This is a genomic window from Sunxiuqinia elliptica, assembly GCF_900113005.1.
Lineage (GTDB): Bacteria > Bacteroidota > Bacteroidia > Bacteroidales > Prolixibacteraceae > Sunxiuqinia > Sunxiuqinia elliptica.
On the sequence record NZ_FONW01000001.1, the window covers coordinates 676,891 to 690,432 of the forward strand.

10 protein-coding genes are annotated in these 13,542 nt (G+C 42.5%); 1 reads left to right on the forward strand and 9 read right to left on the reverse strand.

Annotated features, from left to right (window positions below; genetic code table 11):
• Positions 1-23: 23 nt before the first annotated feature.
• The 3 genes from BM156_RS02765 to topA form a co-directional block, all read right to left on the reverse strand.
• The gene (locus BM156_RS02765; RefSeq protein ID WP_139218191.1) at positions 24-983 is read right to left on the reverse strand and encodes a PorP/SprF family type IX secretion system membrane protein; all 960 of its coding nucleotides are present in this window, start codon (positions 981-983) and stop codon (positions 24-26) included.
• A 113-nt stretch (positions 984-1,096) separates the two neighbouring features.
• Positions 1,097-2,251, reverse strand: coding sequence for an arginase family protein (locus BM156_RS02770; protein WP_093918290.1), 1,155 nt, complete (start codon positions 2,249-2,251; stop codon positions 1,097-1,099).
• 210 nt (positions 2,252-2,461) lie between these two features.
• Positions 2,462-4,786 carry a type I DNA topoisomerase gene (gene topA / locus BM156_RS02775; protein ID WP_093918291.1) on the reverse strand — a complete coding sequence of 775 codons (2,325 nt, stop codon included), beginning with the start codon at positions 4,784-4,786 and terminating at the stop codon, positions 2,462-2,464.
• Between the two features lie 298 nt (positions 4,787-5,084).
• On the opposite strand from topA, the gene BM156_RS02780 reads away from it, so the two are divergent.
• Entirely contained in the window at positions 5,085-7,427 is a 2,343-nt protein-coding gene (locus BM156_RS02780; RefSeq protein WP_093918292.1) for a transglycosylase domain-containing protein, read from the forward strand.
• Between the two features lie 79 nt (positions 7,428-7,506).
• Here BM156_RS02780 and BM156_RS02785 read toward each other — a convergent pair whose 3' ends face one another.
• From BM156_RS02785 to BM156_RS02810, 6 genes are all read right to left on the reverse strand, one after another.
• Positions 7,507-8,400 carry a carbon-nitrogen hydrolase gene (locus BM156_RS02785; RefSeq protein ID WP_093918293.1) on the reverse strand — a complete coding sequence of 298 codons (894 nt, stop codon included), beginning with the start codon at positions 8,398-8,400 and terminating at the stop codon, positions 7,507-7,509.
• Positions 8,401-8,417: 17 nt separating this feature from the next.
• Positions 8,418-9,446, reverse strand: coding sequence for an agmatine deiminase family protein (locus BM156_RS02790; protein ID WP_093918294.1), 1,029 nt, complete (start codon positions 9,444-9,446; stop codon positions 8,418-8,420).
• A gap of 167 nt (positions 9,447-9,613) precedes the next feature.
• The gene (locus tag BM156_RS02795; protein WP_093918295.1) at positions 9,614-10,648 is read right to left on the reverse strand and encodes a DUF4837 family protein; all 1,035 of its coding nucleotides are present in this window, start codon (positions 10,646-10,648) and stop codon (positions 9,614-9,616) included.
• Between the two features lie 98 nt (positions 10,649-10,746).
• On the reverse strand, positions 10,747-10,953 hold the full coding sequence (locus tag BM156_RS02800) for a twin-arginine translocase TatA/TatE family subunit (RefSeq protein ID WP_093918296.1): 207 nt from the start codon (positions 10,951-10,953) through the stop codon (positions 10,747-10,749).
• Positions 10,954-11,014: 61 nt separating this feature from the next.
• The gene (gene rseP, locus BM156_RS02805) at positions 11,015-12,358 is read right to left on the reverse strand and encodes an RIP metalloprotease RseP (RefSeq protein ID WP_093918297.1); all 1,344 of its coding nucleotides are present in this window, start codon (positions 12,356-12,358) and stop codon (positions 11,015-11,017) included.
• Between the two features lie 13 nt (positions 12,359-12,371).
• Entirely contained in the window at positions 12,372-13,538 is a 1,167-nt protein-coding gene (locus BM156_RS02810) for a 1-deoxy-D-xylulose-5-phosphate reductoisomerase (RefSeq protein WP_093918298.1), read from the reverse strand.
• Positions 13,539-13,542: the final 4 nt, after the last annotated feature.

A 13,542-nucleotide genomic window follows, 5' to 3' on the forward strand; every position in this document is an offset into this window, starting at 1 on the left:
CGTGTTGCTTTCATTAGTTCAGCTTATAAAAATCGGATACTTTTATATTTTTTCATTCTTCCTTTTCCAAGACCAAGTGTATAGCGCAGGTAAATCTCTTGCGATCCATACCCATTTCTTCCCATGGCGGAAGTTGTAATGTCATAGGCTAAGCCCACATTCAGTCCGTTAAGCAATTCAACACCAACAAGCAAAGCTACAGCATCCTGTATCCTGTAGCTAAGGCCTCCGGTGAAACGCTCGTTGTAAACCACATTCAGTGTCAGATCGACTTGTGCACTGGACAAATCTGTTTTTGCAAAAATGGCCGGTTGCAACTCAAATAACGGGTTAGCAAGGCTAATATTGTATCCCCCAGCCAGATAATAGTTTCTGAGAAGTGGATAAGAAGCTTCCTTTTCAGTTTCGTTGTAAGTAATTTCACCTTGGTTGAGATGAGTGACTGAAAGACTAGCAAAGTAATTGGTGGATTTGAGGTAAACACCAAGGCCGACATCAGGTGTTGCCTGGCTAACTTCTCCTTTAGGAATTAAGAAATCTCCTTCGCCAGAGCCTGGTTCAAAGCTTCCGTCAACATGAGTTTCCCATTCTCCATTCATGCTTACATAATAAAGTCCTAAGGAAGTTCCAATACCGAGTTCTCCGATACTGGTTGGTATATGGTAAGAATAATTCAAATTGACTAAGACGTTTTTCGCAAACCCCAGTTGATCGCTGATAATGTTTAAGCCTACCCCACTTGATCTTCCAAATATATTAGCAGTCGTTTCCACGCTGAAAAGTAATGTTTGTGGAGTACCCTCATGGCCACTCCATTGATACCTGTTTAAAATTAATCCAGTTAACGCATCATTACTGCCAGCAAATCCCGGATTCACCAACAACTGAGTTTCTTTGTTGAAGCTAAATTGAGGGTCCTGCTGAGCTTTTGCGGCTAAGTTAAGGAATATAAATAAAAATAAAAAGTAAAATAATTTTTTCATAAACTGGCCGTTACTGCCGATTTCCAGCGCCAAAGTAAGTGAAAATAATAATTCTTTCCAGCTGTTTTTTTAGTTAATGCTTAGTAAAGTTTTTCAACGCATTAGCCTTGTTTTTATTTTGTAAGCCGGTTCAATTTACGAATATTTTTCCACCAGCGGTCAGGAATTTCGTGCTGAGCGGCCATCTTGTAATCTTCTTCGGTACAGGCAATCATTCGTTCGTATTGATTTTCTTCGTCTGCAATCTTCATCCACCACCGTCCTGTCTGGTGGCTTTGGTAGAATGCCAGGGGAAGGTCAATGTCATCAATCTCGAGTAGAAATTCATTGAAATCTTCGCTTTCGGGAGTTGGCTGTTCTACCTTTTTGAAGTAAAAGCCTTCGAGAAAGTGCCAGACGACCTGAGCCATAAGTTTGCTGCTTAGCTCATTGGTGTCCAGGTGGGGAATTAAGTTGAAAAAGCCAGCTATTTTGAGTTGGTCGGCCATGCCTGCATAGTGCCCAATTTGGCATGCTTCTTCTGCATAAAGTCCATTTGGAGAGCCAAAGTATTGGGCGGGAGCTTCAAGTTGGCGGATGGCATTGATATCGAAACTTAAAATGTCAGTATCTCTTAAGTAAGGTTCAATATGAGCCATTTCATAACGAATTTCCCCTAGGCGTTTCACGTCAATATCTTGTTCATAGCAATAATCGAGTTCGAGACTGTCAATAAAATAGTTTTGATACCCCAGTATTGTCTGCGCATAGAGGCAGGGTTGCTTTTCGTGAATAAAATTCAGGTAGGTTTCTGAATTAATGCTTTTAACTCCCTTTTTGTAGTCAAGTTTTGGGTCGATATTGACTAAGTTGAAAGGAGTTGCTTCAAAGGCTTTGGTAATCCCAAACGTTAAATCCTGGCTTCCTCCAAGAATGACAACTGTTTTGCCAATTTCCAATAAGTAGCTACACACATCGCGTAAAGCAAAATAGGTGTCGTTGGGAGTTTTGCCGGTCTTGATGTTTCCGAGATCCAAAATCTTAAAGCGGGGCGAAATCCGGTTTAGGTTGAAAAGGTGTTGGCGGATGATGTTGGGAGCTTTAGCGCTTCCTGTGACCACAGCGTTGCGATCTTCTTCAACACCCAGTAGGACAATTTGAGCTTTATCCAGAGAGAGTTTGGCCTGATTTTTTTCAAGGATGCTTCCCAGACTGAATTTCGATTGAATCCAGGGAGTTGGTTTAAACTTAGAGAAATTAGTCGGTTTCAGATAAAGCGTAAGATCCATATTGTCATGTTTTTCAGCAATGAAACAGTCGTTGGCGATTGCTTGTTAAGTACACGTTCTTCAGAGTAGATTGCCTCGACTTTTTGTCTGGTAATCATCTCCTTGCCCGAATGGAATTATTGCAGGCAGGTCGTTGTACTTAAGGCTGTGTTTTCACCTGATGAAAATAATGAAAAAAGGCAAACATATTGAACGTTTGCCTTTGGGATCTTATTTTTTCTTTTTGCGTTTGGGCTTCGGGCCTTCCTCAATAATTTTCATGCAATCTTCGAGGGTTAATTTCTCGGCTTCGGTGCCTTTGGCAATTTTGAAATTCTTTTTCTTGTACTTGATGTAGGGTCCCCAACGACCATTCAAAATTTGGAGCTCAGGCTCTTCATCAAAGGTTTTGATCAATGCTTTCCGGTCTTTTTCGCGTTTTGCTTCAATCAATTCGATAGCTCGGTCAAGCTCGACGGTGTATGGATCATCAACATTCTTTTCCAGAGAGACAAACTTATTGTCGTGTCGCACATAAGGGCCAAAACGACCGATGGCAACAGAAACCTTTTTGTCTTCGTATTCACCTAGGTCGCGTGGAAGTTTAAACAGATCCAAGGCTTCCTCAAGGGTGATGGTTTCAAGATGTTGTCCAGAGCGGAGGCTTGCAAACTGTGGTTTTTCTCCTTCTTCAGTTGTTTCACCAAGCTGAGCCAGTGGCCCATAACGGCCAATTTTTACTGAAACGGGTTTGCCGGTTTTTGGATCGTCGCCAAGTATGCGTTCTCCATTGGTTCGCTCAGAAACCTCCAAGGCATTCTCCACATTTTTATGGAATGGCTTGTAGAACTCATCGATTACTTCGTTCCAGATTCGTTTTCCACCAGCGACCTCATCAAATTCAACTTCTACCTTAGCTGTGAATCGGTAGTCCATAATTTTATCAAAGTATTTGATTAGGAAGTCATTGACAACCATGCCAATGTCAGTGGGGAAGAGTTTCGAGCGTTCGGCTCCGGTAATTTCGGTTTTTAGCGCTTCCTTCAACTCGCTGCCGGTTAGGGTTAACTGGGTGTACTCCCGCTCAACTCCAGGCCGATCTTCTTTAACAACATAGCCCCGGTTTTGTACGGTGGTAATTGTTGGTGCGTAGGTTGATGGACGCCCAATGCCTTGTTCTTCCAGTTTTTTGACAAGACTGGCTTCTGTATATCTTGGTGGTTTAAGGGTAAACCGTTCAGTTGCTTGAATTTGTTCTGCTCTTAGCTCTTGGTTTTCCTTAACTGGAGGTAACAAGGTTGATTGATCGTCGTTTTCCTCTTCATTGTCGGTTGATTCCAGGTAAACCCGAAGGAATCCATCGAATTTGATAACTTCTCCAGTTGCTTGAAATAGCTCGGGGCAGTTTGAAATTGAAATATTGATGGTGGTACGCTCCAGTTCCGCATCTGCCATTTGAGAGGCGATGGTTCGTTTCCAGATGAGTTCGTATAAGCGTTTTTCCTGGGCTGAGCCACTGACTTCTTCTTGGTCGATGTAAGTAGGACGAATGGCTTCGTGTGCTTCTTGAGCTCCTTTCGCCTTGGTTTTGTATTGACGAAGTTTGTGGTATTTTTCACCCATCGAGTCAACAATCTTACTTTGAGCGGTGTTAATTGCCAGCGAAGATAAATTGACCGAATCGGTACGCATGTAAGTTATCTTACCAGCCTCGTACAAGCGCTGAGCAACAGACATCGTTTGAGATACCGAAAAACCAAGTTTTCGGCTGGCCTCTTGCTGCAAAGTTGAGGTGGTAAAAGGAGCAGCAGGCGTCCTTTTTGACGGTTTGGTGACAATATCTGCAATGTTGAACTGGGCTTGCTTACATTTCTCCAAAAAGGCTTTTGCTTCATCCTTTGTTTCGAATCGTTTTTTTAATTCAGCCTTTAGCTCAACGGTCTGACCATTTTTATCAGGTACTAAGAATACTGCAGTAACCCGAAAGCTGGACTTACTCTTGAAGTTGATGATTTCGCGTTCACGTTCAACAAGCAGACGAACGGCCACGGATTGAACCCGTCCGGCAGAAAGAGAAGGTTTTACCTTCTTCCAAAGAACGGGTGATACCTCAAAACCTACGATGCGATCGAGCACTCGGCGTGCTTGTTGCGCATTTACCAGGTTTTCATCAATAGGGCGTGGGTTTTGTACCGCTTTTAAAATTGCATCCTTAGTAATTTCGTGAAAAACAATACGTCTTGTTTTTTCTGGCTTTAGCTTGAGCACTTCCTTAAGGTGCCAGGCAATCGCTTCTCCCTCGCGGTCCTCATCGGATGCGATCCAGACCGTTTGGGCGTCTTTGGCTAATTTTTTTAACTCGGAAACAACTTTCTTTTTGTCGGGCGAAACAACATACTTTGGGGTGTAGTTGTTTTCCATGTCAATCCCAAAGTCCTTTTTTTCGAGGTCTCTGATATGCCCCATGCTGGATGTAACGAAATAATCTTTGCCTAGAAATTTTTCAATTGTTTTCGCTTTGGCAGGGGACTCAACAATAACCAGATTCTCGTGCATAAAACCTCCTGTTTTCTAAAAATTTCTGCAAATAAAAGAAAATGCTTGACCATCTTCAAATTTTAATTGAAGATTTTTACTTTCATATTTATTTGATAATGATTATTTTATTGCGCCTGAGCGCTTCTTTGAGTGCTGCTGAATCACCTTGCTCAGTCCTACTTAATTACTTCTTTTAGACAGGTGTTAGCTTGAAGTTTGGGTGCAATAATTGTTAATTGACTTGTTTTCAAATTGGAGAAAATAATATTCTTAATCCTTTCGTTATCTTTGTCCGCGAATCTTCTTATCATACCGGATGGAAAAAGAGAAAAATAAATTCAGAAAGTACAGTTACGCATTTTGGTCACTATACTTGGTTGGCCTGCTGATGGTTGTCGCCTTGTTCTTTTCGATAGCTAAAGGCAAGTTGGGCGAGATGCCTTCTTTTCGAGAGTTGGAGAACCCCCAGAGTTTATTAGCATCTGATGTTATTTCGCGAGATCATGTAACGCTGGGACGCTATTTTAGAGAGAACCGGAGTTACGTAGCTTACGAGAATTTACCACCACAGTTGATTGATGCGTTGCTTGCAACTGAGGATGTTCGTTTTTATGAACATTCAGGGATTGACCTTCGAGGTTTGATGCGGGTTTTGAAAGGAGTGCTTTCCGGCGATACGAGCTCGGGAGGTGGAAGTACGATTAGTCAGCAGCTGGCGAAGATGCTTTTCCCGAGGAACGAATTTGAAAATAAGCTGGAGCTGGTGATGCGCAAGTTCAAAGAATGGGTGATTGCGGTTAAACTGGAGAAAAGTTATACCAAGGAAGAAATTCTGACCATGTACTTAAATAAGTACGACTTTTTGAATTTGGCTGTTGGAATCAAGTCGGCTTCACGAATTTATTTTAATATTGAACCGGACTCGCTGCAACTGCACCAAGCAGCAATGTTTGTGGGAATGGCGAAGAACTCGTCGTTGTATAATCCGTTGCGTCGTCCAGAGTTGACCAAAGACCGTAGAAATGTGGTTCTGGCGCAGATGGTAAAATATGGTTATATCAACAAACAAACCTATGATTCGGTGAAGGTGATGCCTTTGGGACTGGATTATCAAAAAGAAGATTTTAAGAGTGGTTTGGCACCTTATTTTCGTGAGTATTTACGAATTACAATGGGAGCTTCGAAACCAGATCGAAGCAGATATGCCTCTTGGCAACAGATTAAATATGAAGAGGATTCAGTGGAGTGGGAGACCAATCCGCTTTTTGGCTGGTGTAAGAAGAATTTTAAGCCCGATGGAACAAACTACGATTTGTATGAGGATGGCTTAAAAATTCATACAACCATTGATTCTCGGATGCAACGATATGCAGAAGAAGCCTTGGAGGAACACTTAAGGTTGGACCTACAGCCCAAATTTAAAAAGCACCTGAAAAGGTTGAAGAACCCTCCGTTTTCTGATGATATGAGTACTTCAGATGTTGATGATCTGTTGAATCGGGCCATTCGGCAAAGTGAAAGGTATCGGGTGCTTCGTCTGCAAGGAAAGAATTTCAAGCAAATACGGAAAGTATTCGAACAGCCAACAGAAATGGAAGTCTTTACTTGGCAAGGGGATAAAGATACCATCATGACTCCTCTGGATTCAATAAAACACTATTTGGGTTACTTCCGCTCATCCATTATGGCCATGGACTTGTCAACGGGGCAGGTTCGGGCATACGTTGGTGGTCCCAATTACAAGCATTTTATGTACGATATGGTAAAAGGAGGGAAGCGACAGGTAGGATCTACGGTCAAGCCTTTCTTGTACACGCTGGCCATGCAAAATGGCTTGTCGCCATGTACTAAAGTGCCCAATGTAAGGCAGCAGTTTGTGATGCCTGATGGGACCATTTGGGAGGCTAAAAACTCGGGGAGTGCTCGTGAGGGTGAAATGGTAACTCTGAAGTGGGGCTTGGCTAACTCGGTGAACCAGATTTCAGCTTGGGTGATGAAGCAATTTAATCCCCAATCGGTGGTTGATGTTATGGCTAAGATGGGGATTTATAGTTGGATTGATCCAGTACCATCGATGTTCTTGGGAACCTCCGATATTACGCTGTATGAAATGGTTGGTGCTTACGGAACATATGCGAATAAGGGCGTTTATACCCAACCGATATTTGTAACACATATTGAAGATAAACATGGCAATGTGATTGCTCGTTTCCGTCCCGAACGGCATGATGCAATTGATGAAAAAACGGCCTATCTGATGTTGAGTTTATTGCGCGGAGTGATTGATGGCGGTTCCGGAGGACGAGTGCGTTGGCATCCGGTTTATGGACAGATTAAGGGGCCTGTTGCCGGAAAAACAGGAACGACACAGAACCACTCTGATGGTTGGTTTATGGGAGTAACGCCTCAGTTGGTTGCGGGCGTTTGGACTGGAGCTGATTTACGGAGTATTCACTTTGATGATATTTCGACCGGGCAGGGGGCTAATATGGCTTTGCCAATATGGGGGCGATTTATAAAGAAGGTTTACGCTGATAAGGCGTTGGATTATGGTCCTGATCATGAGTTTGATAAACCCCGGAATTTCATCATGAATCTGGATTGTGATGATGTGGACGATGTAAAAGAGAAGCCGACTGAATTTGAAGACTTCTTTTAGTAAAAAAGAGGAAATAATGTCTAGATATATAAGAAAGGGAGAGCATATGCTCTCCCTTTTTCCTGTTATTTAACTGGTGTTAATTATCTAGAAAACGTTTGGTAATCTCTTGGTAGCTGTCGATACGTCGGTCACGGAAAAAAGGCCAAATACGGCGAACATCTTCTGAGCGGTTCAGATCGATGCTGACAACAAGGTTTTGTTCCTCAGATGTCGAGGCTTGTGCAAGAAATTCACCTTGAGGACCACAGGCAAAACTATTTCCCCAGAATTTAATGCCTTCGGATAGGCGAGATGGATCAGCCTCATGTCCAATCCGGTTGACACTAATGACGGGAACGCCATTGGCTACTGCGTGTGATCGTTGGATGGTAATCCAGGCATTACGTTGGCGCTCTTTTTCGGCTTCATCATCGCGCGGATCCCACCCAATAGCTGTCGGGTAAATCAATAAATCAGCACCAGTCATGGCCATTAGGCGAGCAGCTTCGGGGTACCATTGATCCCAGCATACCAATACGCCAAGTTTGCCAATTGATGTTTGAATTGGTTGAAAACCCAAATCTCCTGGGGTGAAATAGAACTTTTCGTAAAAACCGGGGTCGTCAGGGATGTGCATTTTTCGGTATTTTCCTGCCATGCTTCCATCTTTATCAAACACAACCGCTGTGTTGTGGTAAATTCCACTAGCCCGCTTTTCGAATAAAGAGGTGACCAATACAATGCCGTGTTTTTCGGCAATCTCACTATACCTTTCGGTTGAAGGGCCGGGAATTGGTTCTGCTAAGTCAAACAGGTCAACATCTTCGGTTTGACAAAAGTACAGGCTGTTGTGAAGCTCCTGAAGTACGATTAGCTCAGCCCCTTGTTTGGCGCAGTTAGCTATGTTTGCCTCCAGCTTGCTAATATTCTTGGAGATGTCTTCGGTATTGCTTTGTTGGATTAACCCAACTTTTAAGGTTGTTGTGGTCATTGTTGTAATTCTTTAGGTTATAAAACTCCCGATGGAAATTGCATACTGATACAATGAATAGACCCGTGTTGTTTGATTAACGGGCGGCTGTCAATTGGTATAATTTCTTTGTTCGGGAATAAGCTTTTTAAGGTTGCAATAGCTTTTGCATCTTGCTTCACTTGATAAACAGGAAGAAGGATTGCTTGGTTCAAAAATAGAAAATTGGCGTAGGTGGCCGGCAGGCGTTCTCCGTTTTCATCATGAATTGGGTCTGGAAAAGGAAGAGGAATCAGCCGGAATGGTTGCCCGTCTTGGTCTGTAAGTTGTTGCAACTCATGCTCCATTTTTTGCAAGGCATCATAGTGACTGTCCTCCGGATTGGTGCATTTGATGTAGGCAATTGTATGGGAGTCGCAAAAGCGGGCCAGCGTGTCAATATGACTATCCGTGTCGTCTCCTTCTAAAAAGCCGTGATTAAGCCATAGAACCTTTTCGACATGCAGTATTTTTTGAAGGAAAAACTCAATTTCTTGCTGGCTGAGGTGTTCATTCCTGTTTTTGGATAGAAGGCATTCAGAGGTCGTCAGCAAACAGCCATTTCCATTGCTTTCAAGCGCTCCTCCTTCGAGTGTGAAGTAGGAATGGTCGCGAAGGTTTATTCCGGCTGCAAAAGCCTCCTGTTGAGCAAGGGTGGGGGTAATCTGGTTGTCATGGTTTGCTCCAAACTTCATGCCCCATCCATTGAAACGGAAATTTAGCAAAACCGGTTGGTTATTCTCTCGAATAGTGATTGCTCCATGGTCCCTTGCCCAGGTATCATTAATCGGCATTTCCCGAACAAGCAGGTGTTCGTTGTCCTTTTGCAAAAAGGCTGGAAGTTGGCTCTTTTGGCGGCATACAACCAGTAGCTTTTCCCGTTTCAAAATGGCTTGTGCAATTTGCTCATACACGGGCAGTACTTCCTCTAATGAGGAATGCCAGTCTGTTTGCTTATCCGGCCAGGTGAGTTGTATTCCACTCTGTTGTTCCCATTCGGCAGGGAAACAGTTGATTGTCTTGTTCATTTCTTTAAATACTGCGTCTTGATTGTTGCTGTTTCTAGCTGGTTTAACTGCTAATAAATAACATGCATTTATGCTTCCAAAAATAAGTAAAAAGCTGATGTGGAGAGTGGCTTAAAATAAAAAAGCCCGAATCCTAAGATCCGGGCTCCAATGAATATCGTTGGTAATTAATTTCCCATGTTTACCTGGCTGTTAATCTTATCGTTCTTCTGTTGATCCGGAAGTTCGAGTGAGTACATCATTGCTTCAACCTGGCGCAGCAAATTGCGCTTGTCGAAACGAGGGGCATAAACATAGCCGTCCAGCATAACAATGCGGTTATTGGCTGCATCAAGAACTGTCAGGTTAATGTATGGACCTCCCATAAAGTCACCTTCTACACGCCATAGACCTCTCATTTCTGAGGCATAATTCTTTTTAAACTGAAACACATTGAAAACCGGAGGTAGTTGACGTTCAGTGGTCATGTAGCTCCCTTCAGCTGGTCCGGCAACGTTGGCTTTCAATATAGAATCTCGTTTGTTGAGCAAGAACTGCTGGGTAAAGGTGCTGTCCGACTGGTAAGGGAAGGAGTGAATCATGATTCCCTGGCTGATATCCGGCGTTTCGTAACGCACCCACACAAAATCTTTTTCTTGCTTGGTTACTTTAAAACCTGGAGGAACATTCAGTTGGATATTAAATTTGTCTTTGATGATGTTTTTGGCCGCTTTATCGTGGTAGTTGCGGTAGTTCATTTGTAGCCGATCACGTTCTGCTTTAAGCATGAATGCTACAATTCGATCAGAGTTCTTTTTTAGGAGTTGATTAAACTCTTCGGTTGATGATGCATTGATATCGACAACTGCCTGAGGCCATGCCCAGATATCTTTACGGAACTTGACTTCTGAGGTGTCAACGGTTGTTGAGATTTTAATACGTACAATGTTTCGGCTTGTTCGAAAGATTTCTTTAAACGCACTTGGAGGAACGTTAATGAGATCAAAGATGGGCTCGTCTTGCGGAAGTCCCAGTTGCGGTTGAGCCATTATTTCCCGGAAGCTTTTCCCAGTTGCTCCCTCCCAGGTTGGATCAGGTACAACAACAACAAGTTCACCTGCTTTACCTGTAATTTTTTTTCGCATGTTGGTTTGGTCGTTACACGCACCAAGGCCAACAGCGAGGATAACCATCCAAAGTCCAATGTAGATTATTCGTTTCATAGTTAATAAGTTCTGATTTCGAAGAGTCTAGACTACAAAAATCTTACCACAAAAAATCCCGCCTTGTGGACGGGATCTTTATGTCAAGCTATAACTGATTATTTATTAATCTTTTCAGTCTCTTTTTTGTCACTTGGTTGGTCATCATCATCTTCGTTGGTTGCTTTCTTAAATTCCTTCATCCCTTTTCCTAATCCTTTCATCAGCTCAGGAATTTTACGTCCGCCGAACAATAATAGCACAATGACTAATATGATGATAATTTCTTGAGGGCCAAACATGCCGCAAATAATCGATAAGTACATAGTCCAAAGTTTAATGGTTTCTACAAAAGTAGGAAAAATTTATTGCTTCTTAATTTGTGGATTAAAAATATTGATTGATTAGTTTGACAACGTCATTCCCATTGGCATACAATACTAAAGTCAAGAGGATAATCATTCCTGTGATTTGAGCATATTCCATGAATTTATCACCTGGTTTACGGCCCGATACAATCTCGTATAGCAGGAAGGTAACGTGTCCGCCATCAAGTGCAGGAATAGGCAACAGGTTCATGACAGCCAGGATGATTGACAAGAAGGCGGTCATGTTCCAGAAGGAATGCCAGTCCCAGACTCCAGGGAAAATATTTCCAATGGCGATAAAACCACCCAACGACTCGTATGCTTTGGTCTTTGGCGAGAAGATTAGTTTGAATTGTTTCAGGTAATCTTTAACGGTATTTACGCCTCGTTTTATTCCCGCTGGAATAGACTCAAAAAAGCCATACTCGATGGTCTCAAATTCTAAGAAACTACTTGCTTCTTCTAGAAAAGCAACGCTAAAACCAAGTGTTCCTTCTTCCGAAACTGTAGCCTGAATATCTTTGGATACACCATCACGCAAGACATTCAAGTTTATCGATTGACCGGCATGTGCTTGCAGGTATTGGGCAAACTGGTCGTAATAAGTAAACGTTTGTCCGTTCACACTTTTAAATTCATCTCCTTTTTGAAGACCAGCCAGCTCTGCTTGAGAGCCCTTTTGAATTTTGCCTGCTTCAAAAGCAAAAAACAACCTTGGAGAAATTATTTGTCTGCTTTTGATGAGTAAAGCCAAATCATCGTCTGAAATTTCAACATCTACTTTTTGTCCATCACGCAACACCTGAATGGTTTTAGCTCCTTCCAGAATAACTGTTGGCATGATTTTTTGGAAATCTTCGATGTATTGATTATCAACCGATAAAATCTGGTCTCCGTTTTGAAGGCCAATGGCTTCTCCGGTTTCATGCACCGAGATTCCGTACTTTACGTTTTCGGTTGGAAGGTATTGTGTTCCCCAAGCATAGAGCACACCAATATAAATAATGAAGGCGAAGATGAAGTTCATCATCACACCTCCAAGCATAATCAATAAACGTTGATAGGGTTTTTTTGATCGAAATTCCCAAGGTTGAGGCTCTTGTGACATGGCCTCTTTATCCATGGATTCGTCAATCATTCCCGAAATTTTGACATAACCCCCGAGCGGAAGCCATCCTATTCCGTATTCTGTTTCTCCCCGTTTGGTTTTGAAAAGAGAAAACCAAGGATCAAAAAACAGGTAGAATTTCTCGACACGGGTTTTAAACAGCCGGGCAAATGCAAAGTGACCAAATTCGTGTAGCACCACCAAGATGGATAAACTGAGGAGCAATTGGGCTGCTTTTATAAGTACTTGTTCCATGTTTTTTTAGCGTCTAATTTTTACTTCGTTGTTTAATCAACGAAGATGTTAACAATCGAGTTTCTTTATCGGTTTGAATATAATCATCCAAAACCGGATCTTTTATGAAAGTAACTTGTTGCATGCTGGCCTCAACCAGGTCGGGCATATCCACGAAACGAATTTTCTCTTTCAAAAATGCCTGAACGACGACTTCATTGGCGGCATTTAGAATGCACGGAAGGTTTCCTCCCTGTTCTAAAGCCTCATAGGCGAGTGCAAGGTTACGAAATTTTTTTGTATTTGGCTGTTCAAAAGTGAGTTTTGGGTAGTTTAAAAAGTTGAACCGCTCGAATGAAGAAGGGAGTCTCTTCGGAAAATTTAGCGCATATTGGATGGGCAGTTTCATATCCGGAAGCCCCATTTGAGCTTTCATTGAGCCATCGCGAAATTGAACCATCGAATGCACAATACTTTGAGGGTGAACGATAACATCAATTTGTTCGGGTTTCAGATCGAAAAGCCATTTTGCTTCAATAACCTCAAACCCTTTATTCATCATGCTTGCCGAGTCAATGGTGATTTTTGCTCCCATCTCCCAGTTCGGGTGTTTTAGTGCATCGGCTTTGGTTACTTTCTGCAGTTGTTCTTCGGTTAAACTTCGGAAAGGGCCACCTGAAGCTGTCAGGTAAATCTTTTCAATTTCATTCATATGTTCCCCGGCTAAACATTGAAAAATAGCAGAATGTTCAGAATCAACCGGGTAAATGTTGACTTTATTTTTGACCGCTTCCCGGGTGATGATTTCTCCCGCAACAACGAGGGTTTCCTTGTTGGCCAGAGCAATGTGTTTGCCGGCTTCAATCGCTTTTAAGGTTGGCAATAAGCCCGAATAACCAACCATGGCGGTAACAACCACGTCCACGGTTTCAAGTTGAACAACTTGCTCGAGAGCTTCTTTGCCAGCGAAAATTTTGACAGGCTCGTCTTTTAATGCTTCGCAAAGCGCCTTATAGCGGCAATGGTTGGCAACCACAACCATGTTGGGTTGAAACTTTTTGGTCTGTTCTACCAATAAGTCGATATTGTTGTTTGCGGTTAAAATTTCCACCTCAAAATGCTCGGGATTCTCTTCAATAACTTCCAGAGTCTGAGTCCCGATTGATCCGGTTGATCCAAGAATGGCAATGCGCTTTTTCATACGA

Coding starts and splice junctions, on each gene's coding strand:
- BM156_RS02790 (WP_093918294.1), bottom strand. CDS start 9,446: ATGAACAAGACAATCAACTGTTTCCCTGCCGAATGGGAACAACAGAGT.
- topA (WP_093918291.1), bottom strand. CDS start 4,786: ATGCACGAGAATCTGGTTATTGTTGAGTCCCCTGCCAAAGCGAAAACA.
- BM156_RS02800 (WP_093918296.1), bottom strand. CDS start 10,953: ATGTACTTATCGATTATTTGCGGCATGTTTGGCCCTCAAGAAATTATC.
- BM156_RS02810 (WP_093918298.1), bottom strand. CDS start 13,538: ATGAAAAAGCGCATTGCCATTCTTGGATCAACCGGATCAATCGGGACT.
- rseP (WP_093918297.1), bottom strand. CDS start 12,358: ATGGAACAAGTACTTATAAAAGCAGCCCAATTGCTCCTCAGTTTATCC.
- BM156_RS02785 (WP_093918293.1), bottom strand. CDS start 8,400: ATGACCACAACAACCTTAAAAGTTGGGTTAATCCAACAAAGCAATACC.
- BM156_RS02780 (WP_093918292.1), top strand. CDS start 5,085: ATGGAAAAAGAGAAAAATAAATTCAGAAAGTACAGTTACGCATTTTGG.
- BM156_RS02795 (WP_093918295.1), bottom strand. CDS start 10,648: ATGAAACGAATAATCTACATTGGACTTTGGATGGTTATCCTCGCTGTT.
- BM156_RS02770 (WP_093918290.1), bottom strand. CDS start 2,251: ATGGATCTTACGCTTTATCTGAAACCGACTAATTTCTCTAAGTTTAAA.
- BM156_RS02765 (WP_139218191.1), bottom strand. CDS start 983: ATGAAAAAATTATTTTACTTTTTATTTTTATTTATATTCCTTAACTTA.